Consider the following 21,806-nt stretch of genomic DNA (forward strand, 5'->3'; position numbering starts at 1 on the left):
ATTATTAGTTTTCTATAATAGAGCCTTCTTCAAGAGGTAATCTTTCACCATCAGGATTAGGTAATTCTTCGAAATCATCCGATGGTCCTACACCCGGTGGAAGAGGAGGTAAATTAGAGCCCTTGTAAATTCTACCATTACCAGTAAAATTTATAGAGTCAGCTACAACTGAACCTCTAATAGAAGCACTCCCGTCAATAATTAACTCAGCATTTGGTGCAATAACATATTGACCTGTAGAAGGTGTATTCCCAGAAAAAGTGATTTTGCTTCCTCCTGAAATAATATTACCATACACTTTAGAACTCCCACCCAATGACATATTAGCACTTTGGTTAAATAATGTTGCATAAAATGGGGTAGAACCCTCTAAGGTAAATTGAGGTGACCCTACGTAATAGAAATTTACTTTTGAAGGGTTACTAGTATTTTGATTGAAACCTTTACCATTGTCCGAGTTAAGAGCAGTGAATTTCTTAACATATAAATTTAATTTTCCATTTCCTGTAACATTTATTGTTCCATAGTTCACATCAAAATCATCTACTAATAAATTTACTTCACTGTCTACATTTATAGTAATTGTTCGATTGGAAGTAATTCTTATTTGTGATAAGTGTGTATCTGATGTTAAATTGAATGTTACATTATTTTTCAAAGAGTTGTCAGTTGAAAGTACGCCATTAGAAACTAAATCTACTCCATTAGGTAGTGTATATTTTGATAGTAATGGAAGTACTGATAACTGATTTGTTTTATCCGTTGTACTTTTCCAAAAATCATTAGGCAAAAAACTCTTTGGATCAATTGCAAGTGGTGGCGATATTACTTTAGGAAAGTGTGGTGCATAAAGTCGATGACTCTCATCTACTGGTATTATGGATTGTCTTGAACTATCCATATTAATAGTTGGTGGCATTTGTCCATTTTCAGTAAGAATTTTCCCAGACCAGTTCTTAAAAATAATATCCCCATATCTTAAAGATGTATCCCCGTGAATTTCGCCACTACTATTAAAAATAATATCTCCAGATGTGAGAACGGTATGGTTTTCCCAGCCTCCAGGTACAGGAGGTGGAGGATCATTTTTACTGCAATCTTCCTCCTCCTCATCGCACTCCTCATCACCTAAATTCATATATAGGGAAGGTCTAAGTTTGATTTCTTGGTCAACTACACGCTCCTTAGCAGAATCAATTATCCCAGTCGAAATGATTTTGACTTTAAAGTCTACACTTGTTGGTTGTAGCTCAATAGATGCTACTTTACCTGTAGAGATAGTAAACGATGTGTCAGAAAAATATCCCTCATCAATTGCTTTATCAAATTCTTTTTTTAGCACCACATCTACATAATGCTGCATTGCCATTTGCTTTGTTAACTTTGGTAATTTATTAGCTTTACGATAAATATTTTGATCAGTAATCCAGTTCGTCATTTCTTGAATTGCGTCATCTTCAATTTTTCTTAATTTAAATTTTACTTCTTCTTTAGCTAAATTAACCCCCGCCTCAGCAATATAAAACACTGCCTGATCTTTCCGCTCATAGTCAACTTGTTTTAGACTGTTAGAAGAGACACTGAGTAATGAAATACCAAGGATTGAAATAATCACAACTAAAAATAACGCAAGTGCAAGCGCTGAACCTCGTTGATTTTTAATTTGTTTACTCATTATTTTCCTCTCCTTTGGGTAATATCTGTTGTAACTGTTTGACCATCTTCACTTATAATTTCAATGGTGCCTCCGCGGATCGTAAATTTGGATATTCCAGATGCTATGACTTCTTCATTACCATTTGAATTTCGAATAATTTGGTTATTTTCTAATCTATAAGTTGATACAATTTCTTCACCTAACAGTAATGTGTGTAGTTCTGTCGGAGGGTCTGTTGTTTTAAGGACATCGCTCTTCCGAAAATCCTTCGTAATTACTTTTAATGCAAAGGATATATCCTTAATATCACGATTATGTGTACTTTGCTCGAGTTGTTGCTTCGTAGCAGATGTTACAATACTAATACTCAGCATTGATACGATGGCAAGAATAACAACGACTGTAAGCACCTCGAATAATGTAAGACCTTTGCTATTTCGTAGCCATTGCATCTTATTTTACACCTCCTAGTATATATACATTTTCCATAGTTGCTTTGCTATTTGTACTGTTTTCAATAACTTCTAGGTGCACATAAACCGCATTTTTATAAGTGTCATTTTCAGGAAATGTTTCTAATGTTAAATTGTAAGTAAAACGATCTTCTTCATGTGGTAGATATTTATACACTTGATTAGTCGGTAGAGAAGACAAGGACGTTCCAGGGTTCTCTTCATCCAATGTATAGCCCCCTGCTAAATCATCATAAGAATCAGCCCCTCCAGACGAATTATAAATCTCCTCCATTTTTTTTTGTGCCGCATAAGTAGCATCCATAATATCATTTGACTTGTGCGTTGTTTTATTTGACTGAACGAGCAAGCCAAAAAATGAAATTAACACAATGCCTATTATTAAAAGGGCGGCAACAACTTCGATCAAAGTCATGCCTTGATTGTTTTTCAGGTATTTTATCAAATCAATTCCCTCCCTATTATAACTATTGATATATCAATAGTTTGATCTGTTTTGAGTATCCGAAAAATATCTTTTACATCTATATCTTATTCTATTTTGTTTTATTGATTTCATTGCCCTCTCCTATATAATGAGGACTTCTCAGAGCAATACTTTATCAGCCGTTTGAAAACTAACAAATCTTTCATCATTGGGTGTTCATAAACATAGATTTTATGTAAGGTATGTAAAACCTCCTAAATGTCATGGTTTTTTTTAATGCTAAAGATATAGTTAACTTTAATTTATTATAAAATAAAATTTTCTGCCTATGTAAGTACATTCATAAAGATGATGAATTATAAGTAGTTGATTAAGGCTATTATAACAAAATCCAAATATGTATTGAATGAAATTTAAGATTATGCATAGTTCTTTGTGACTAATCATTGAATTATTTTTGAATTTTCATATGAATTATCTAATCAAAATCGGAACAAAGTTGCATTTTGGTAGTGTCAGAATACCATAGTTGTAGTATCATTTGTATATAAATAGAAAAACCACTAAGTAAAATAAAGGATGATGTGGATGAAAACATACATAAAAATAATTAGCTTGTTTTTGGTAATTGTTCTAATTGTGGGATTTTTTGTTCCATCATTTGTGCTAAATGACACAGTTTTTGCTAAAGAAGGTCCCGAATCTTCAACCATTGGAGGTATTGAGATCAATGATGTGAAAACATCAGATTTAGCCACAACTTTACAAAATGCAATCTCAGAATGGCAAGGTGCGGAAATAGAAATTGTTAGTGATGGCATTTCCAAAACTATCGACCCGAAACAATTTGTTTTTGATACATCAGCAGCTATTGCTCAGTACGAAATGCTGACAAAAAAACCTTGGTATGCATTTTGGCAAAAAGAGAAAATTGTTCATATTCCCATTCCTGTTACCGTTAATGAAGTAATTACACAGCAAATAGATGAAGCAGGTATTTGGGATACAGATAAAACACTTCAGAAATTAATCTTACAGGCCAGCTATTTGAAGGAGCATAAGGTTGAAGCCGTTATCAATGAAGATTCCATGCAAACCGAGGAAAGGATTGCCTTTCAGATTGCCGAGCTACCAGCAAATAGTCAAGGGGTAGCGAAAATCATTCCGTTATTAAATGATGTCAATCTAGTACCAAATCAATCGATCTCGTTGCTTTCACTATTAGGTGAACAGGCTGGGGTTGTCAATGATGCAGGTTTAGATTTTGTCGCGTCCATGCTATATAGTGTCATTCTTCAAACGGATTACGAAATTCTTGAAAGACATTCTCAGGAAATCAATCCAAGCTATTTACAGCAGGGAATTGAAGCGGATATCAATGCAGCATTAGTAAAAGACTTACAATTTATAAATCGTTCCGAACAGCTTGGTAAAATGAAAGCATCTATGGAAGGTAATCAATTAAAGATAGAAGTTTTTGCAGCAGCGAAAGAAAAGGACATTACAGTTCGCGTCAGCAAGGATAAAATCGTGAAGCCACGAATTATTTATCGCTATTCGGAGGATTTAAAAGCTGGACAAGAACGAGTGGAGCAAGAGGGTAAAGAGGGTTCAAGAGTGGAAGTGTATCGTTCCATTGTAGAGAACGGAGCAACAGAAGAACAATTCATTAGTAGAGATTATTATGCACCTCAAAATCGAATTGTTACGCGTTCATCGCAGGAGCCTGTTACGATCACAACACCTACTCAAAACGTAGGGGCAGGAACATCAGATCCTGATTTAGAAGTGGATTTAGATGGGAATGGCTTGCCTGACATGAAACCTTCAACACCAGAGGAAACAAAGCAAGAAGATGGACCAGAAATTGTCTATGGCTACTATGACAAGGGTGGCAATTTTGTACAAACAAGTCCATAACGATTGGAGGTATGTTTATGGCAATGAAGCCAGGGCGTAAACGTTTAGGGGATTTACTGGTTGAATCAGGTGTTATCACAGCTGACCAGCTAGAGTACGCATTAACTACTAAGATGAAAAATGAGAAGCTTGGAGATTTCCTTATTAAAGAAAACTTCCTAACAGAGCAGCAGCTTATTGAGGTCTTAGAATTCCAGCTGGGTATTCCTCATATTAGCTTGAATCAGTTTTCAATTAGTCCCGAATTATTACAGCTAATTCCTGCGGAGCTGGCAAAGCGGACAAATATTATGCCGATTCGCAAAGAAAAAAATAAATTGTTTATTGCAATGGAAGACCCGATGGATTATTTCGCCATTGAGGAAGTTCGCATGACGACGGGCTGTCAAATCGAGACAAGTATTGCAGCAAAAGATGATTTATATCGAACGATAACAAAGTACTATGATTTACAGGAATCAATGGATGCGGCCATGTTGGATTTAGCTGCGACTAGTACGGAAACACAAGAAGAAATTGAAAATGAGGATTCACCTATTGTTCGTTTAGTGAATCAAATTATTGCCAATGGTGTCGCACAGCGCGCAAGTGATATCCATTTTGATCCACAAGAAACAGAGCTTCGTGTCCGCTATCGAGTAGATGGAGTGCTTCGTACTGAACGATCCTTGCCCAAGCATATGCAAAATGTCGTATTGGCTCGTATTAAAATTATGGGTAATTTAAATATTACAGAAAATCGTATCCCACAGGATGGACGTATTAAAACCAATGTTAATTTTAGACCTGTCGATATCCGTTTAGCCACATTACCAACAGTCTATGGTGAAAAGGTTGTTATGCGTATTTTAGATTTAACCAATTCAGCCAATGATATTGACAAATTAGGCTTTAGTGCAAGTAATGAGGCACTTTTTAGGAAAATGATAGCCCATCCAAACGGTATGATGTTGATTACTGGTCCAACAGGCTCAGGGAAGTCCTCTACTTTATATGCGGCACTTTCTCATTTAAATGAAGAAGGCGTCAATATTATTACGGTTGAGGACCCAGTGGAATATCAATTAGATGGTATCAACCAAATCCAAGTAAAAGAGGAAGTCGGTTTAACATTTGCGGTAGGTTTACGATCAATTTTACGACAGGACCCTGACATTGTGATGGTGGGGGAAATTCGTGACCTTGAAACAGCGCAAATTGCTATTCGTGCTTCACTAACAGGCCATCTAGTGTTAAGTACGCTGCACACTAATAGTGCCATAGAATCTATTTCAAGACTACATGATATGGGGATTGAGCCATTTCTACTATCCTCTTCCCTTGTAGGAATCATGGCACAACGTCTTGTACGTAAAGTTTGTCGTGATTGTGCTGAACCATATGTATTCACTTCACGTGAACTTGAAATACTTGAGGAAAATGGGGTGGAGGGCGTAACGCATGGTAAAAAAGGTCGTGGGTGTCCTGCCTGCAACCATACAGGCTACCGAGGGCGTATGGCGATTCATGAAATCCTCCCCGTAGATCGTCAAATGAAGGATATGATTTTAAATCGTGTTGGTGATAGCGTACTACGTGATTATATGAAAGAGAAAGGTTTCCATACCTTATTAGTAGATGGATTACTAAAGGTTGTAGCTGGCAAAACAACCACATCAGAAATATTACGTGTTGCAAGTGCAGACTAGGGGTGAAAGAAATGACAGCATATTCAATCGTTGAATTATTAACACGTGCATTTGAAGAGAAAGCATCGGATCTACATTTAACAAAAGGTATTCCACCAGTATATCGTATTCATGGGCAACTGGAGCATTATGGCACAGTGCCGCTAGAAACAGAAGATTTAAAGGAAATGGTAAAGGTCATTCTCCCTGTCCATAAACAACAGGAGTTTGAGGACAAAGGTGAAACGGACTTTAACTTTTCATTGCCTGGGAAATGTCGATTCCGTGTCAACGCCTATCATCAGCGAAATGAAGTAACGATTGCGGCTCGTTTAATTGAGGCTAAAATTCCTTCTATTGAAGCGCTCAATATGCCACAGGTGTTATATAAGCTTGCGGAAAAACCACAAGGCTTAATTTTAGTGACTGGCCCAACAGGCTCAGGAAAATCAACTACCTTGGCAGCAATGATTGATCATATTAATGAAACGAGATCAAAACATATTATTACGTTAGAGGATCCAATCGAATATTTGCATACACATAAGAAGTCTGTCATCAATCAGCGTGAGATTGGTGTCGATACGATGAGCTTTGCAAATGGTTTACGTGCATCACTACGTCAGGACCCAGATATTATTTTAGTCGGGGAGATGCGAGATTACGAAACCATTTCAACGGCTATTACGGCTGCTGAAACAGGGCATTTAGTCATGGCTACACTTCATACAAGTAGTGCACCAACAACGATCGACCGTATTATAGACGTATTTCCACCACATCAGCAAAGTCAAATTCGTGTGCAGCTTGCGAATGTACTGCAAGGTATTGTTTCTCAGCGTTTATTTGTACGTAAGGATGTAAAAGGGCGTATTGCGGCGACAGAAATTTTAGTACAGGCACCTGCCATCTCGAATTTAATTCGTAATGAAAAAATCCATCAAATTCCAAGTGTGATGCAGACAAGTAAAGCATTAGGTATGCACACGTTGGAATATTCGATGCAACACTTAATTACGACAGGTAAGATTTCACTTGAGGATGCACGACCATATATGAACGCTGGTGATTATAGTTGACGATATTTCGTTATAGTGGTCGTACCAAAACAGGAGCACCTAAAAAGGGCATTATCGAGGCACCGAATAAAAAGGTAGCCATGGAAAAGCTTCGAGCACAAGGAATTAATGCACGAGAACTTCAGGAATCAAATAGCATTTTACATAAAGATATTGCTTTTGGGACAAAAGTGAAGCACCAGGAATTTGTTATTTATTGTCGGCAATATGCGACATTAATTCGTGCGGGCGTTCCTGTCGTTGAAGCAACCCATATTTTGGGTGAGCAAACAAGGAGTAAACCACTGAAGCGAGCATTAATGCAGGTTGAAGAGGATATTCGAAATGGGATGGCATTTTCAGATGCAGCAGGTAAACATCCAAAAGTGTTTCCATTGCTATTTGTCAATATGATGCGTGCTGGTGAGGCTACAGGAAACGTCGATGATACATTAGATCGCCTTGCAAGCACACTAGAAAAGCAATATAACATTAAGAAAAAAATTCAATCTGCCATGACCTATCCAGCGATTTTATCACTTTTAACACTGGTGGTTGGTATGTTTTTAATGGTGTTCATTGTGCCAACCTTTATGGATGCATTTAAAGAAATGAATTTGGAAATGCCATTAATAACGGTCATTGTAGTAGGTATTAGTGATTGGCTCATTCAATTTTGGTACCTTGTGATTTTGGGACTATTGGTGTTAGTAGTGGGCTTACACTATTTCTATAAAAATAATAAAGAGTTTCATTATGCCGTCAATGTATTTTTACTGCGTATGCCAATCTTCGGACAGCTGTTGCAAAAGGATATTATCGCGAGAATGACAAGAACCTTGTCAACACTCTTTAGCAGCTCAGTGCCAATTCTACAAGCCTTAACAATTGTAGAAAAGGTTGGCGGCAATCCAGTAATGGGTAAAGTAGTACTAGAAGCCCGCGATAATTTAGAAAAGGGTGGCACATTATCAGAGCCACTTGAAAAAAGCTGGCTATTTCCACCGCTTGTTACACAAATGACATCAATTGGTGAGAAAACAGGGTCCTTGGATTACATGCTTGAAAAGATTGCTGATTTTTATGAAGAAGAAGTAAACCGTGCCGTCGATACAATGAAGTCACTTATTGAGCCTTTAATGATAGTGGTGTTGGCCCTAGTTGTAGGAGTCATTGTAGCGGCTATATTCTTACCAATGTTCCAACTATATGAAAATATGTAATTTGCAGAGTGCTAAGGAATTAAAGTTTGGAGAATTAAATTAGAAGCTCGTGTTTTCACACTTCATATAAAACTATTAAGGAGGAATTACCAATGGTTAAAAAATGGAAAAATACAAAACTATTGAAAAATGAGAAAGGTTTAACGTTAATTGAACTATTAGCTGTAATTGTTATCCTTGCAATTATCGCTGCTATCGCTGTACCAGCTATTGGCAGTATTATTGATAACTCACGATACAAAGCTGCTAAATCTGATGCAATAATGGCACTAAATTCAGCCAATATTTATTTTACTGACACACCTACCGACGATAAAGGTGCAGAAATTACAGAAGTTGATTTGGATACATTGATAGAGGAAGGATATCTTGAGACTGAAGGAACATTAGATGATGACATAAAGATAAATAAGGCATCTGGTGGGGCAACTACAATTAGTGGTACTGCAAAAGCTGGGAAATATACAATTACATTTAGTAGTGCGAAACAAGATGACATTTCCAATGATAATCAAAAAGTTAAGAAAGACAGCAAAGATGGTGCAATTACAGTATCTGGAAAAACTCCTTGATAAACAGAAAGTAAGTAATCAGTCCTCCCCACTCACTCAGAAACGCAAATTTTCTTGCGTTTCTGGCTGGGAAATGGATGACTAATTGAAAAAATCATTTATACTGAATAGGATAAGGAGGTCTTTTCACATGTTTAAGAGAAAAAGAAAGTCGCATGTTTCGATTGAACTGAAGGATTATGTGCTGCGTGCGATTGTGGCGAAAGGACCAGAGCCTAATCAGTGGCAAGGCTATGAATACCCTTTAACAGCTGGAATCGTTGAAAATGGGACAATCGTCGATGAGGTAGCTCTTTTTGAGATTATTAAAGAGCAAGTGATGAAATGGACAGGGAAAAAACAGGCTGTCCGTATGTTTGTACCTGATACGACGGTTTTATTAAAAAACTTTGAGCACCCTAAAGATGTCAAACCTCAGGAATTACGAGGATATGCTGAAATGGAATTGGGGCATTCCATTCATTTACCATTTCAAGACCCTTTAATTGATGTTTATGATGCAGATGCCGAGGATGGTAAGGCCATTTTATTTGCTGCGCCCTCTGAAGAGATTACGAAAATGGTAGGGATGCTGCTAGATGTTTCATTAGAACCGGAAGCTGCCGATATTCGAGCGCTATGCAATATACGTTTATTAGAGCACATGTCATTATTAATGCCTAATAAAACGTATTTAATTGCTGAATGGTCGATTAATGAGCTCTCTATCAGTATTTTTTCCAATGGCCAAGTGGAGTTTTTGCGCTATCAATCGATTGAAGTGGATATGACGCAATGGCAGGGGAAGAAAGAGAATGAGTTTAACTATCAATTTATCTATAATGGCGAGGCTGAGAATTATCAAATGGTCGTGATGGATCAGGTTTTGGAGATCGATCGAATGATGAATTTCTTTAAGTTTTCTTTACATAAAGGTGAAAAAGCAGTGGATGAAATTATCATGCTTGGGGATAACCCATTATTGAAATCAATAGGAAACTTATTAGCTTCTAATTTAGAACCACCACTGAGGGTTGTCGATGGGAAAAAAATTGAGAAATTGTTTCCTCGCTTTAAGCGAGAATTTTCAACGTTGCTTGGCTTAGCTTTGAAGGAGGTTCATTAATGGTTCCAGATATAAACCTCTTACCACAACTTGAAAAAAGAACGACCTCTCCAAAGCTTTTTTATAGCTTGGTGATAGTCATTGTTGGACTCATTGTGGCTTATTTACTTTTTTTATTTTTTACGTCAAAAAGTGATTTAGCACGATTGACTGCAGAGGAACAGGCATTAACGACACAGCTTGATCAATTACAGCAAGAGCTAGATGCAAGACAAAGTGTCGACCAAGGTTCGTTGGAAGAATCTGTGACATTTATTCAAGGTGTTTCTTATCCTGTAACACCGTTGATTGATGAAACGAGAACTTTATTACCAACTCATTCGTATTTACGTAGCTACGTTTTCGGGGAGAATACGGTAAACATTGAAGTAGATTTTGAAACGATGACAGATATATCGAAATATGTGGAGCGACTTTTAATGAGTAGCTATTTTACAGACGCTCAAATTAACACGGTCTCAAACTTTGATATAGAGCTAGGGGAACAAAGGGAATTAACACCCCAACAAAAATTTAAAGAAGTACCGCGCTATTCAGTGTCTATTACAGCGACAATCGACTTTATGTATTTAGCTGGAGGACGACGCTCATGAATAAATTAACGAGTAGTAAAAATTCATCCATCATCTTATTGCTTGCGCTGATAGCTGCTATTTTATTTGCGCTGTATTATTATTTGCTATCACCAAAATTGAATGAAGTGAATGAAAAAGAGCGTAGTGTATTGCAGGTGCAGCAAGGATTAGCTAGTGTCAAAGAACAACTCGCTCAATTGGACAAGGAGCAGGGACAGCCTACTATTAATATATTAACGCTAAGACAAAAGCTACCTGCAACAAGAGCCGTTGAAAAGATAATTCTCGATTTGGCTGAGATTGAAGAGGTGACAGGAACTCGTATACAGTCTTTAACTGTCCAGGGTGAGAATGGCACTGTGACACCTTCAGATGTATCGAATGAGCTCAATATGTTAGAACAGGCTGAAGCAGAGGTCAATGGTGATCAGGAGAACAAGGAGACCACTACACCGATTGCTTCTCTTTCAAAGGACTCTTTACCAGCTAATTTAAAGCTCATTACTTTTATCTTAGAGGTTGGGGCGCTTGATTTTAATTCGCTTGAAAGCTTTTTACAGGAGGTTGAACAATTAGAGCGCGTGATGAAAACCGATAAGATTGAATTTAAATTACCTGGAGAGCAGGAACAGCTAGAGAAAGATGCAGATCTTACGTTAAAGGCAACAGTGCAAGTGACGACGTTCTATTACGAAGAACAACAATAAACTTTATTGATAGGCGCACCATACTTCATTTGTATGGGCGCCTATTGGTTTAGGAGGACATAAAATTGGAAATGGCTTATACGATCTTTATTTTTTTATTTGGACTTGTCTTTGGCTCTTTTTATAATGTTGTCGGCTTACGTGTACCGCAGAAGGAGTCGATTGTACACCCTCCTTCCCATTGTACGAAATGCCAGAGACGACTAACGGCGCTTGATTTAGTGCCAGTATTGTCCTATGTATTTTTAGGAGGAAAATGTCGGAGTTGTGGCAACAAAATTTCTTGGGTTTACCCAGTCATAGAATTAATGACAGGTGTATTATTTGCCTTTGCTTATTGGCGGCTAGGCTGGAGCATAGAATTAATAGTAGCTTTCGTTTTTATCTCCTTATTAGTCATCATTGTAGTGTCAGATTTGGCCTATATGCAGATTCCAGATAAGGTGCTATTATTCTTTTTACCCTTGCTTGCTATTGGACGAGTTCTATCACCATTAACACCTTGGTGGGACTCTCTTGTGGGTGCTGTTGTTGGTTTTGGCATATTATATATAATTGCTGTGCTATCGAACGGTGGCATGGGTGGAGGCGATATTAAATTATTCTTTTTAATTGGTCTCGTTCTGGGTACAATTGATACACTGTTAACGCTGTTTTTAGCTGCTGTTATTGGTATGATTGTCGGATTTACTGTGTTATCGAAGAACAAACAGGGGAGAAAAACACCCATTCCGTTTGGGCCTTCTATTGCACTGGCCGCAGTCATTGTTTATTTCTATGGCGATCTATTAATCAATTGGTATTTAGGCTTTTGGTAATTGTTTAATCTTCAAGAATGTGGAGGGAAGCAAGTGAAACCGATTATTGGTATTACAGCCTTTGTGGAGGATGATTTATCCTCTCGATTAAATGCTGCTTACAGCAAAAGCATTATTGAAGCAGGTGGAATTCCACTGATTATTCCGATTGGAGTAGAAGAAGAGGCAGCACAGATTTTAGCCATGACAGATGGTTTAATGTTATCGGGCGGCCATGATGTGCATCCATTTCTGTTCGGGGCCGAGCCTTCATTAAAGCTTGGAAAAATTCATCCAGCGCGAGATACGGTTGAATTAGCCTTAATTGAAGCTGCATTCCAACGGAAAATGCCTATTTTCGGTATTTGTCGAGGGATTCAAATATTAAATGTTGCATTAGGTGGTACTTTATATCAGGACATTGATAGTGACCATTTTAGTAACAAGTTACTCCAACATACGCAGCAATCAGGTCGAGCTGTAGCTACTCATTCTGTACAGGTTATTGCTGACAATCTATTAGCGACTATCGTTGAACAAGAGAAGATTGCAGTGAATTCATTTCATCATCAAGCGGTGAATGTGTTAGCAGAAAAATTAAAAGTAGCAGCAAAATCCAGCGACGGTATTATCGAAGCGGTAGTTCATGAGGAGATGCCATTTTGCTTGGCTGTTCAGTGGCATCCTGAGGAACTAGCCATAGCAGGAGATGAGAGTGCTCAAAAGCTATTTTCAGCCTTTATTGAAGCGAGCTTAAAATTTAAGAAGGAAGCTTAGAAGGGGCATTATACAAAGAATCCAATCGTATATGGATTCTTTTTTTGCGTAAAAAAGAGGATACATGCTCTTAGAAGGAACATAATCCTCAAAACCTGCTTTAATCGTTAATGTACACGTCTGTAAAGACCTACAACTTGTCCTAAAATCGAAACTTGATCGACAATAATAGGTTCCATAGAAGAATTTTCAGGTTGTAAACGGAAATGGTTTTTCTCTTTAAAGAAACGTTTTACAGTTGCTTCATCCTCAGCTGTCATAGCTACAACAATATCCCCATTATTAGCTGTTGCCTTTTGTTTGACAATGACTAAATCTCCATCTAAAATCCCAGCTTCAATCATTGATTCCCCCATGATTTCTAGCATGAACAATTGATCTTCACTTGTGCCATACGTATCGGGTAATGGGAAGTATTCTTCAATATTTTCAATTGCTGTAATTGGAGAACCAGCTGTAACCTTCCCGACAAGTGGGACATGGATCACCTGTTGCTTTTGAATGGATTCTTCAGGCTCTAAAATTTCAATTGCGCGTGGCTTTGTTGGATCTCGACGAATAAAGCCTTTTTGTTCTAATCGAGCTAAATGTCCATGAACAGTTGAACTGGAAGCAAGTCCAACTGCTTCACCAATTTCACGTACTGATGGTGGATATCCTTTAGCTCGTACCTCTTCCTTAATGAAAGCTAAAATGTCCTCTTGTCTTTTCGAAACTTTTTTCATGCGTGCTCACCTCTTTTTTCTAATATCATTCTACTTATTTGATAGTATAACAGAATGCGAACATGTATGCAAACATAGGTTCGAAAAGTGTTTGACAAAAACGTTTGTTCGCTTTATTATGGGAACATACATTCCGAACAAACATTCTTAAAAAGGGGTAATGATTATGACATGGTTGAAGAAAAACACACATATCTCAATTTTAATAGGAGCTTGTTTACTATTTGCAGCATACCTTTACATTACTGATCCAGGAAAAGTTAGTTACGCAGAAATTCAAATTGAACATGGAGATAGCTTGTGGTCGTTAGCTGAGCAATATCGTGGTAAAATGAGTACTGATGATTGGATAAAGCTTGTAAAAACGGAAAATGAACTAGCAGATATTAAAATTGTAGCGGGAAAATCTCTAGTTATTCCTGTAGTGAGTGATCAAGCCAGTCCCATCAATACTATCGAAATTGCGAGAAATGAACAATGATAAATAATCAACTATCGGCTGTTGTCTATTGTCGCGTAAGTACTGAAAAAGAAACACAAAGCTCCTCATTAGAGCGCCAGCAGGAAGAGTTGCTGCGCTATGCTAAAGAGCAAGGCTATGCGGTGAAGGGCGTGTTTAAAGATCAACATAGTGGCTATGATGTAGAACGTGAAGGCTTACTAGAAATGCTTGATTTTATAAAAGATAAGAACATTAATGCTCTTTTTGTCCAAGATGAAACTCGTTTAGGACGAGGCAATGCAAGGATGGCTGTATTACATTTATTACAAAAGTCAGCAACTGACGTTTTTTCGATGCGTGATGCAGGCCCAGTTCAATTAAATGAAATGGATACGATGCTGCTTGAAATTTTAGCGATTGTAGAGGAGTATCAGCGTAGAATCCATAATGCTAAAATTCGACGAGGTATGCGACGTGCTGTAGAAAACGGCTATCGTCCAGAAAATAATTTATCGAACCGAGGTAATCCGCAGGGGCAGGAGCGAAAAGATCTACCTGTAGAGGAAATTGTGAAGCTCCGCAAACGTGGATTTACCTTTGAAGAAATTTCTATAACGCTTAGAGGGTTAGGATTTGAGGTAAGTAAGGCGACTGTACATCGTCGTTTCCAAGAGCACCAAGAAAGATTAGCAGGAAAATAATATTCCTGCTAATTTTTTTTCTGTAAAAAACTACTGAAGCGAAGAAAAGCTTTCGATGATAACATGATTAGGCAGTTGGAAAGGGTGCTCTTTATTTATTCGATCATAAAACATGATGCCATTTAAATGATCGATTTCATGCTGTACAACGATGGCCCCATAGCCCTGTAACTGTACAATGATTTCATGTCCATCGATGTCGTAAGCTTTGACTTTAATTCTCTCATATCTCGGTACAAAACCAGGGACAGGTCGATTTACAGATAGACAGCCTTCTCCCTCCGGTAGATAAATCATATTAAGGGAATGACTCATTATTTTAGGGTTAATCAGCATCATTTCTTGGTCATCAAAGAGTACAGCAAACATTCGTTTATCTACGCCAATTTGATTAGCAGAGAGCCCACTCCCAGGGCGAAGCTTATATTTTTTTGCTAGCGTTGGATTTTGGCTATTTTTCAGATATTGTAGCATGGCTAGGAGGGTATTTCGGTCCTCATTGGTCACGGGTATCGATACTTCTTGAGTTTGTTTTCTTAAAATTGCTGAGTGTTCTTTCACGAAGTCCTTCATTGTAATCATATAATTTGGGTGAAATTTAGTCATAGATAAACACCTCATCAATTCGGCTATTGAGAACCTTAGCAATCTTAAAAGCTAATTCTAGGGTCGGATCATATTTATCATTTTCAATACTATTAATGGTCTGTCTCACAACTCCACACTCTTTTGCAAGAGCAGCTTGTGTTATGCCTAATTTTTTTCTTAAAATTTTGATGATGTTCTTCAGAATTATTCCTCCATTTTGTCCAAAGTATTAGACATATATCGTAAGATAAGAATTAAAAAATGTCCAACTAATTGGACATTTTTTGGTGTGAAAAACAAAACAGTCAATTGAAGGGGAGAAATGGATTTCCATTGCAGGCTGCTTGCTTTCTTGTAGCACACAGACGGAACGGAAATCACCCCACAGCCTTGTTAAAAATTCTCATTCTACTAATGACATCATCTTTTTCAACAACATGAAATGCCCGATTAATTGGACATTTGGGTTTTAAATCATCACTTAATACCAATTTTCATCAAAATTTAGCTTTAACGCATGCCCGAAACAAATACCGAAAGGAATAAAACCTCTTCCTCTTGCTGTAATGATATTTCCATCTTGTACCACTAGTTCATCTGAATAGTTATGAAGTTCAAAGCATCCTAACTGCTCCATGCCATCTAAAGGTAGTCCTACTGTATATTTTTTGTTCTTTAAGACCCCTGCTTTTGCTAATAGGTAAGGGGAGCTAGAAATACTTGCAATCATTCCTCCTTTTGCAGATAGAAGATGAATGAAGTCTAGTAAGCTCTCTTCAAGTTGTAATGTAGAAATATCCATACAGCCTGGTAATAGTAGACTATCAATATCGTCAAGCTCTACCTCATTCACGGATAAATCAGCTATACAATTTAAACCAGATTCTCCTCTGATAGGTTTGGTATTCGATGCAAGTGTGATGATGGGTTTACCGCCTTGCATTAATATGGACAAAGCAACACTCAATTCATATTCACTAAATTGTGGGTATAATAACACCGCAGTTTTCTTCATTTCATACACCTCTTACCTTTAAATCGTTCCATTCTTCCTCTAAAATAGCGTAATAGTATTCATCCCACCAAGTCTCTCCATGAGGTATGCATTTTTTAAAAAATCCTTCTTGGCGCATCCCGATTTTTTCCATGACTCGGTAAGAAGCGATATTTTCTGGCTGGCATGTGGCAATAATTCGATGAAGTTTCATTTTATTAAAGCCGTGATCTAATAGGGCCTGAGCAGCTTCAGAAGCATAGCCATGATAATGATAGGCAGGATTCATAACCCATCCAATTTCATACGTATGATCGCCAAAGTATTTGTGGAAAACAAGATGACCAATGACTCGCTGTTGTTCACGTAAAACAATGGCGAAATGTTTTGCTTGCTCGTTGCTATTCTCTGTTATGAAATTTTGAACCTGATCTTCATTCAACACACCCTCTGGCATATAGTGCATGACCGTTTTGTCGGACATATAGCTATAAACGGCCTGCCAATCTGAGGCTTCAAATGTTCGAATAAGTAATCTAGGTGTTGTGATGTTCATGATAGCTCCTCCTAATATCTATCAAATTTTTCCTTTTATTATTAGTTATACACCTCTAACTTCTGGAAGTCATGTAAATAATGGCTAAGAAGTGTTTTTAAGGGTTGGTATAACTGCATTTTAAGGGAAACCATGCTATACTTTGCATACTGAGGTCATTAAGCTAGGTACTGAAAGGTGTGTAACCATGTTATCAAAGGAAAAAATTAACCGAATTAATGAATTATCTGCTAAAGCAAAAAGCGGACAATTAACAGAGGAAGAAGCAAAGGAGCGAACAGCGCTTCGCAAGGAGTATTTAGATACGTTTAGAGCAACTATGCGAGATACGATTGAAAACGTTAAAGTGGTAGATGCAGAAGGAAATGATGTAACTCCTGAGAAGGTAAAACAAGCACAAAAAAATAAATTTCTAAATTAATGTGACACAATTCAATAAAGTATGTATGAAAACGCAAATAGTATAACAAAAGCATTGTTTTCTAAAGCAATGTTGACTAAACTGTAAAAGAACAATATATAGGACGAGAAAGGATGTCACAATATAATGACTCAACACGCGGATCTTTTAGCAATTAATGCTATCCGAACTTTGTCAATCGATGCTATTGAAAAAGCAAATTCTGGTCACCCAGGTTTACCAATGGGGGCAGCGCCAATGGCTTATACGCTTTGGACAAAACAATTACGCCATAATCCAGCAAATCCAAAATGGTTTAACCGTGATCGTTTTGTACTATCAGCAGGCCATGGTTCAATGCTTTTATACAGCTTACTGCACCTTGGAGGCTATGGTTTACCAATGGAAGAAATTCAAAACTTCCGCCAATGGGATTCATTAACACCAGGACATCCTGAATACGGTCATACAGTAGGGGTAGAGGCAACAACTGGTCCTCTTGGACAAGGAATCGCTATGACTGTTGGTATGGCTATGGCTGAGCGCCATTTAGCTGCTACTTACAATAAACCAGGTCATGACATTGTTGACCACTACACATTTGCGCTATGTGGCGATGGTGACTTAATGGAAGGTGTAGCAGCAGAAGCTATTTCATTAGCTGGTCACTTAAAACTTGAAAAATTAATCGTGCTTTACGATTCTAATGATATTTCTTTAGATGGTGACTTAGAAAAGTCATTCTCAGAAAACGTGCAAAAACGCTTCGAATCTTATGGCTGGAATTACTTAAAAGTGGCAGATGGTACAGATGTAGATGCTGTTAATGCTGCTATTGAGGAAGCGAAAAAATCAACTGGCAAGCCAACATTAATTGAAGTGAAAACAGTGATTGGTTTTGGTTCTCCAAATAAATCTGGTAAAGCAGATTCTCACGGTGCACCACTTGGTACAGATGAAGTTGTCTTAACGAAGGCTGCCTATGAGTGGGCACATGAACCATTCCAAATTCCTGCAGAAGTTTACGATACATTTAATGCGGCTGCTGAAGTGCAAGGCGCACAACCAGAGGAAGCTTGGAATGCAAAATTTGCTGCATACAAAGAAGAATTCCCAGCGTTAGCAGCTCAATTCGAGAAAGCGATGAATGGTGAATTACCAGAAGACTTTGCTTCTGAGTTACCTGTATATGAAGCTGGTAAATCTGTAGCAACTCGTTCTTCTTCAGGCGATGCAATTAATGCTATTGCGAAGAAAACACCTTCATTCTTTGGTGGTTCAGCTGACCTTGCTGGCTCCAATAAAACAACGATGAAGGGTGCAGGAGATTTCTCAGCAGACGACTATGCTGGACGTAACATCTGGTTCGGTGTTCGTGAATTTGCAATGGGTGCTGCTATGAACGGAATGGCTCTTCACGGTGGTTTAAATGTATTCGGTGGTACATTCTTCGTATTCTCTGATTACGTTCGTCCTGCAATTCGTCTATCTGCATTAATGGGTCTTCCTGTAACATATGTATTCACACATGATTCGATTGCAGTAGGGGAAGATGGTCCAACACATGAACCAATCGAACACCTTGCATCATTACGTGCAATGCCAAACCTATCTGTTATTCGCCCTGCGGATGCAAATGAATCAGCAGTTGCGTGGGAGCTTGCAGTAGCAGCAGAAAAAACACCAACTGTTCTTGTATTATCTCGTCAAAACTTACCTGTTCTTGACGCTTCTATTGAAACAGTACGTGAGGGCGTAGCAAAGGGTGCTTACACAGTGTCTCCAGCTACAAAAGAAGTGGCAGATGCTATTTTAATTGCAACAGGCTCTGAGGTTTCGCTTGCTGTCGAAGCACAAAAAGCATTAAAAGCAGACGGTATAGATGTAGCAGTTGTTTCTATGCCATCTATGGATCGCTTCGAAAAACAAGACGCCGCTTACAAAGAATCTGTTCTACCAAAAGCTGTTACAAAACGTCTTGCAATTGAAATGGGGGCATCTTTCGGCTGGCATAAATATACTGGCTTTGAAGGCGATGTTCTAGCAATTGATAAGTTCGGTGCATCTGCTCCAGGTGAATTAGTAATGGAAAAATACGGCTTCACTGTTGAAAACGTAGTAGCAAAAGTGAAAGCATTAAACAAATAATATTAAGAAGACAAGCAAAAACATCTTCATTATAAAGTAAAAAGGCAGTGGGAAGCTCGATATATTCGAGCTTCCCACTGCCTCATTTAAATTAACGATAGAGGTATTTTTTATGCAATTTTATTTAATGGTATTTCCACCATCAATCACAATATTTTCACCTGTGATTAAATTGGAAGCATCACATGCAAGGAAAAGAGCAATGGCTGCAACTTCCTCTGGATAGCCGAAGCGTCCAAGTGGAATTTCTTTCATAGCTTGTTCGCCCACTTCACCAGCCCAAGCTTTTTTTCCAAGCTCTGTTAAAATAACGGTTGGTGAAATTGCATTGACGTTAATATCAAATTGTGCCCACTCCAATGCAAGAGAACGTGTAATACCAAGCACAGCCGCTTTACTTGCACAATAGGCAACATGATTATCCAGTGCAATAATGGCTGCTTGAGAGGCTAAGTTAATAATTTTGCCTCCAGTGCCTTGTTCGATGAAAATATTGCCAACCTTCTGTGCCATTTTAAATGTACCTGTTACATTAATATCCATGGTTTTTTGCCAATAGTCATCAGAAATATTTTCAGCATCATCGAGTAGAGCAATGCCTGCACAGTTTACCAAAATATCAATTTTTCCATAATGAGTATGGGCTTGTTTGATGGCATCATCCATACTTGCATTATCTGTTACATTACATAGAACACCAATTGCTCGCTCCTGGTGCAACTCCTTTGCAATAGCTGCTACATCTTCTTTTAAATCAAAAAGTGCAACAGATGCCCCTTTTTCAATAAATAGCTGAGCGATAGCATAGCCAATCCCGTTTGCACCGCCTGTAATTACTGCCACTTTATTTTCAATGCCGAAATTTGTATCAAAACCTTTGAACTTCAAGTGAATCCCACCTTTTGTTATTTTTTTGCCACAATCAGTTCAACATTATACGTTTGGAAAAGGTCGAAATAGTCTTCAGAAACTGGTTCATCTGTAATGAATGTATCAATATCTGCAATGGAGGCAAAGGCTGCAATAGAACTACGGTTTATTTTTGTATGATCAAGCAAGGCTGTCACTTTTTTAGCTGCTTGAACCATGCGCTTTTTCAGTTCAACTTCATAAACACTAAAATCCGTAAATCCTGCATCTTTACTAAAACCATTGGCAGATGTAAATAAGCGATCTACATGAATCTTATCTAAAATCTCTGCGCCAAGTGTTCCCTCTAATGAATTTGAACCTTGCTTCACGATTCCACCGATTAAAATAACAGTAATATTAGGAGAATCACTTAATTCCATTGCCACTTTTAAGCCACTTGTCACAACTGTTAGACGATGATTAAAGTCCTTTAAACAGTGGGCTAGTTCCAAAGCAGTTGAACTGGCATCAAGCATGATAGATTGATTATCTGAAATCGTTTGCAAAGCTGCACGTGCAATCGCATTTTTTTCAGTTTTATTTTTGAGCTGACGCGTAGAAAAGCTTGTTTCATGTTCATCTGTATCGACTAAAATAGCACCACCATGCGTTCGGCGTAACAGATTTTGTTGTTCAAGCTTTGTTAAATCAGTGCGTAAAGTAGCTTCCGACACATTTAAAGAAGTAGCCAATTCCTTAATCGTAATACTATTCTGTTGAACTAATTTATCCAAAATTATTTTTTGACGTTCCTGTGCAAACATTTTTTTCATCACATCACCTATAAATTTTCTATAATATTATTTTTTGCTTTTCACCATAAAGTGGGGTTGACTGCCACCCTGCTAGCATACTTTGTAAGTGCTGCTTCTTTTACATAGAGTAAAGTTTCCTTTGAACTCAGGTGTGTTGATTAGCCTTTATTTTACAGATGATAGGAAAACCTTGTCCATTTCCGTTGCGGGAGACGCTTTCCGCTGAAGTCGTACCCTCCACGCCACTGAACAAGTAAAGGCTCTAAAAGAAAGTGTTTGCTTGCAACACACGCTAAGCACATCAGGTTGTTCTATGACATTATATCTATGCGATAGTAGCAACGCCTTTGTGACCAGGATCTTATCTTTTAATTACTATTTGAAAAAATATCAACCATATCTTTTAGTGATGAGCATATTGTTATTGTTTTTCGTTATTTTCACTATCATATCATACCTAGATAGTGTAAAAACAATAGGATTTAGAAAATTACAATTACAAGCAATATGATAATTAAGAAAGTCAGAAAAAATATTGCTTTTACATAGTAGCGTAAAAATAAATGAAATGAAAGTAAAAAATAGATAACGAAATTAAATAAAAATAAAAATTGAAATTCGAAAGTT

24 protein-coding genes are annotated in these 21,806 nt (G+C 37.7%); 14 read left to right on the forward strand and 10 right to left on the reverse strand.

The window, feature by feature from the left end:
- Positions 1–4: 4 nt before the first annotated feature.
- The 3 genes from MHB65_RS06055 to MHB65_RS06065 are packed head-to-tail and all read right to left on the reverse strand — an operon-like array spanning position 5 to position 2,575.
- Positions 5–1,675 (reverse strand): pilus assembly PilX N-terminal domain-containing protein, encoded by a 1,671-nt coding sequence (locus tag MHB65_RS06055; RefSeq protein ID WP_342442769.1) that lies wholly within the window; start codon positions 1,673–1,675, stop codon positions 5–7.
- Positions 1,675–2,109 (reverse strand): prepilin-type N-terminal cleavage/methylation domain-containing protein, encoded by a 435-nt coding sequence (locus MHB65_RS06060; RefSeq protein WP_342442770.1) that lies wholly within the window; start codon positions 2,107–2,109, stop codon positions 1,675–1,677. Before MHB65_RS06060 ends, MHB65_RS06055 begins: the two co-directional genes overlap by 1 nt.
- A 1-nt stretch (position 2,110) precedes the next feature.
- Positions 2,111–2,575, reverse strand: coding sequence for a prepilin-type N-terminal cleavage/methylation domain-containing protein (locus tag MHB65_RS06065; protein ID WP_342442771.1), 465 nt, complete (start codon positions 2,573–2,575; stop codon positions 2,111–2,113).
- Positions 2,576–3,145: 570 nt separating this feature from the next.
- On the opposite strand from MHB65_RS06065, the gene MHB65_RS06070 reads away from it, so the two are divergent.
- The 10 genes from MHB65_RS06070 (at position 3,146) to MHB65_RS06115 (ending at position 12,958) form a co-directional block, all read left to right on the forward strand.
- A complete protein-coding gene (locus MHB65_RS06070) occupies positions 3,146–4,477 on the forward strand; it encodes a G5 domain-containing protein (protein ID WP_342442772.1) in 1,332 nt (443 codons plus the stop codon).
- A gap of 23 nt (positions 4,478–4,500) precedes the next feature.
- Positions 4,501–6,165 (forward strand): GspE/PulE family protein, encoded by a 1,665-nt coding sequence (locus tag MHB65_RS06075; RefSeq protein WP_342443699.1) that lies wholly within the window; start codon positions 4,501–4,503, stop codon positions 6,163–6,165.
- An 11-nt stretch (positions 6,166–6,176) separates the two neighbouring features.
- Positions 6,177–7,223, forward strand: coding sequence for a type IV pilus twitching motility protein PilT (locus MHB65_RS06080; RefSeq protein ID WP_016991992.1), 1,047 nt, complete (start codon positions 6,177–6,179; stop codon positions 7,221–7,223).
- Positions 7,220–8,425, forward strand: coding sequence for a type II secretion system F family protein (locus tag MHB65_RS06085; RefSeq protein WP_036080216.1), 1,206 nt, complete (start codon positions 7,220–7,222; stop codon positions 8,423–8,425). The genes MHB65_RS06080 and MHB65_RS06085 overlap by 4 nt, the downstream gene beginning before the upstream one ends.
- 92 nt (positions 8,426–8,517) lie before the next feature.
- On the forward strand, positions 8,518–8,997 hold the full coding sequence (locus tag MHB65_RS06090; RefSeq protein ID WP_342442773.1) for a prepilin-type N-terminal cleavage/methylation domain-containing protein: 480 nt from the start codon (positions 8,518–8,520) through the stop codon (positions 8,995–8,997).
- Between the two features lie 130 nt (positions 8,998–9,127).
- Positions 9,128–10,102, forward strand: coding sequence for a pilus assembly protein PilM (gene pilM / locus MHB65_RS06095; RefSeq protein WP_205442092.1), 975 nt, complete (start codon positions 9,128–9,130; stop codon positions 10,100–10,102).
- Positions 10,102–10,695: a hypothetical protein gene (locus MHB65_RS06100; RefSeq protein ID WP_205442093.1), complete on the forward strand. Its 594-nt coding sequence runs from the start codon at positions 10,102–10,104 to the stop codon at positions 10,693–10,695. Before pilM ends, MHB65_RS06100 begins: the two co-directional genes overlap by 1 nt.
- Positions 10,692–11,384 (forward strand): hypothetical protein, encoded by a 693-nt coding sequence (locus MHB65_RS06105; protein WP_342442774.1) that lies wholly within the window; start codon positions 10,692–10,694, stop codon positions 11,382–11,384. Before MHB65_RS06100 ends, MHB65_RS06105 begins: the two co-directional genes overlap by 4 nt.
- Positions 11,385–11,449: 65 nt before the next feature.
- On the forward strand, positions 11,450–12,202 hold the full coding sequence (locus MHB65_RS06110; RefSeq protein ID WP_342442775.1) for a prepilin peptidase: 753 nt from the start codon (positions 11,450–11,452) through the stop codon (positions 12,200–12,202).
- A gap of 33 nt (positions 12,203–12,235) precedes the next feature.
- Complete coding sequence (locus tag MHB65_RS06115) at positions 12,236–12,958, forward strand: gamma-glutamyl-gamma-aminobutyrate hydrolase family protein (RefSeq protein ID WP_342442776.1); 723 nt, start codon at positions 12,236–12,238, stop codon at positions 12,956–12,958.
- A gap of 107 nt (positions 12,959–13,065) precedes the next feature.
- Here the strand turns inward: MHB65_RS06115 and lexA are convergent, their stop codons facing one another.
- Complete coding sequence (gene lexA / locus MHB65_RS06120) at positions 13,066–13,683, reverse strand: transcriptional repressor LexA (protein ID WP_004232118.1); 618 nt, start codon at positions 13,681–13,683, stop codon at positions 13,066–13,068.
- 166 nt (positions 13,684–13,849) lie between these two features.
- On the opposite strand from lexA, the gene MHB65_RS06125 reads away from it, so the two are divergent.
- Together MHB65_RS06125 and MHB65_RS06130 are read left to right on the forward strand one after the other, a co-directional pair.
- The gene (locus MHB65_RS06125) at positions 13,850–14,164 is read left to right on the forward strand and encodes a LysM peptidoglycan-binding domain-containing protein (protein ID WP_066036589.1); all 315 of its coding nucleotides are present in this window, start codon (positions 13,850–13,852) and stop codon (positions 14,162–14,164) included.
- Positions 14,161–14,826, forward strand: coding sequence for a recombinase family protein (locus MHB65_RS06130; RefSeq protein WP_004232122.1), 666 nt, complete (start codon positions 14,161–14,163; stop codon positions 14,824–14,826). The genes MHB65_RS06125 and MHB65_RS06130 overlap by 4 nt, the downstream gene beginning before the upstream one ends.
- Before the next feature lie 30 nt (positions 14,827–14,856).
- Here the strand turns inward: MHB65_RS06130 and def are convergent, their stop codons facing one another.
- The 4 genes from def to MHB65_RS06150 all read right to left on the reverse strand — a co-directional run bounded on the left by def (position 14,857) and on the right by MHB65_RS06150 (position 16,964).
- A complete protein-coding gene (gene def / locus MHB65_RS06135) occupies positions 14,857–15,432 on the reverse strand; it encodes a peptide deformylase (protein ID WP_131519511.1) in 576 nt (191 codons plus the stop codon).
- The gene (locus MHB65_RS06140) at positions 15,425–15,616 is read right to left on the reverse strand and encodes a helix-turn-helix transcriptional regulator (protein ID WP_066036592.1); all 192 of its coding nucleotides are present in this window, start codon (positions 15,614–15,616) and stop codon (positions 15,425–15,427) included. The genes def and MHB65_RS06140 overlap by 8 nt, the downstream gene beginning before the upstream one ends.
- Before the next feature lie 279 nt (positions 15,617–15,895).
- A complete protein-coding gene (locus MHB65_RS06145) occupies positions 15,896–16,429 on the reverse strand; it encodes a DJ-1/PfpI family protein (protein WP_131519512.1) in 534 nt (177 codons plus the stop codon).
- Position 16,430: 1 nt separating this feature from the next.
- Entirely contained in the window at positions 16,431–16,964 is a 534-nt protein-coding gene (locus MHB65_RS06150) for a GNAT family protein (protein WP_342442777.1), read from the reverse strand.
- A gap of 187 nt (positions 16,965–17,151) precedes the next feature.
- Between MHB65_RS06150 and MHB65_RS06155 the strand changes: the two genes are divergently transcribed.
- Positions 17,152–17,385, forward strand: coding sequence for a DUF896 domain-containing protein (locus tag MHB65_RS06155; RefSeq protein ID WP_004232132.1), 234 nt, complete (start codon positions 17,152–17,154; stop codon positions 17,383–17,385).
- A gap of 126 nt (positions 17,386–17,511) precedes the next feature.
- The gene (gene tkt / locus MHB65_RS06160; RefSeq protein WP_342442778.1) at positions 17,512–19,512 is read left to right on the forward strand and encodes a transketolase; all 2,001 of its coding nucleotides are present in this window, start codon (positions 17,512–17,514) and stop codon (positions 19,510–19,512) included.
- Between the two features lie 120 nt (positions 19,513–19,632).
- Here the strand turns inward: tkt and MHB65_RS06165 are convergent, their stop codons facing one another.
- Positions 19,633–20,400, reverse strand: a complete 768-nt coding sequence (locus MHB65_RS06165; protein ID WP_259419263.1) for a GolD/DthD family dehydrogenase — start codon at positions 20,398–20,400, stop codon at positions 19,633–19,635.
- 17 nt (positions 20,401–20,417) lie between these two features.
- Positions 20,418–21,197, reverse strand: a complete 780-nt coding sequence (locus MHB65_RS06170; RefSeq protein ID WP_259419262.1) for a DeoR/GlpR family DNA-binding transcription regulator — start codon at positions 21,195–21,197, stop codon at positions 20,418–20,420.
- Positions 21,198–21,806 lie beyond the last annotated feature (609 nt).

Origin of the sequence: Lysinibacillus sp. FSL K6-0075 (genome assembly GCF_038592945.1) — a bacterium.
GTDB classification, from domain to species: domain Bacteria; phylum Bacillota; class Bacilli; order Bacillales_A; family Planococcaceae; genus Lysinibacillus; species Lysinibacillus fusiformis_F.

Coding starts and splice junctions, on each gene's coding strand:
- MHB65_RS06075 (WP_342443699.1), top strand. CDS start 4,501: ATGAAGCCAGGGCGTAAACGTTTAGGGGATTTACTGGTTGAATCAGGT.
- lexA (WP_004232118.1), bottom strand. CDS start 13,683: ATGAAAAAAGTTTCGAAAAGACAAGAGGACATTTTAGCTTTCATTAAG.
- MHB65_RS06080 (WP_016991992.1), top strand. CDS start 6,177: ATGACAGCATATTCAATCGTTGAATTATTAACACGTGCATTTGAAGAG.
- pilM (WP_205442092.1), top strand. CDS start 9,128: ATGTTTAAGAGAAAAAGAAAGTCGCATGTTTCGATTGAACTGAAGGAT.
- MHB65_RS06060 (WP_342442770.1), bottom strand. CDS start 2,109: ATGCAATGGCTACGAAATAGCAAAGGTCTTACATTATTCGAGGTGCTT.
- MHB65_RS06100 (WP_205442093.1), top strand. CDS start 10,102: ATGGTTCCAGATATAAACCTCTTACCACAACTTGAAAAAAGAACGACC.
- tkt (WP_342442778.1), top strand. CDS start 17,512: ATGACTCAACACGCGGATCTTTTAGCAATTAATGCTATCCGAACTTTG.
- MHB65_RS06105 (WP_342442774.1), top strand. CDS start 10,692: ATGAATAAATTAACGAGTAGTAAAAATTCATCCATCATCTTATTGCTT.
- MHB65_RS06170 (WP_259419262.1), bottom strand. CDS start 21,197: ATGAAAAAAATGTTTGCACAGGAACGTCAAAAAATAATTTTGGATAAA.
- MHB65_RS06130 (WP_004232122.1), top strand. CDS start 14,161: ATGATAAATAATCAACTATCGGCTGTTGTCTATTGTCGCGTAAGTACT.
- MHB65_RS06055 (WP_342442769.1), bottom strand. CDS start 1,675: ATGAGTAAACAAATTAAAAATCAACGAGGTTCAGCGCTTGCACTTGCG.
- MHB65_RS06070 (WP_342442772.1), top strand. CDS start 3,146: ATGAAAACATACATAAAAATAATTAGCTTGTTTTTGGTAATTGTTCTA.
- MHB65_RS06125 (WP_066036589.1), top strand. CDS start 13,850: ATGACATGGTTGAAGAAAAACACACATATCTCAATTTTAATAGGAGCT.
- def (WP_131519511.1), bottom strand. CDS start 15,432: ATGACTAAATTTCACCCAAATTATATGATTACAATGAAGGACTTCGTG.
- MHB65_RS06090 (WP_342442773.1), top strand. CDS start 8,518: ATGGTTAAAAAATGGAAAAATACAAAACTATTGAAAAATGAGAAAGGT.
- MHB65_RS06145 (WP_131519512.1), bottom strand. CDS start 16,429: ATGAAGAAAACTGCGGTGTTATTATACCCACAATTTAGTGAATATGAA.
- MHB65_RS06150 (WP_342442777.1), bottom strand. CDS start 16,964: ATGAACATCACAACACCTAGATTACTTATTCGAACATTTGAAGCCTCA.
- MHB65_RS06155 (WP_004232132.1), top strand. CDS start 17,152: ATGTTATCAAAGGAAAAAATTAACCGAATTAATGAATTATCTGCTAAA.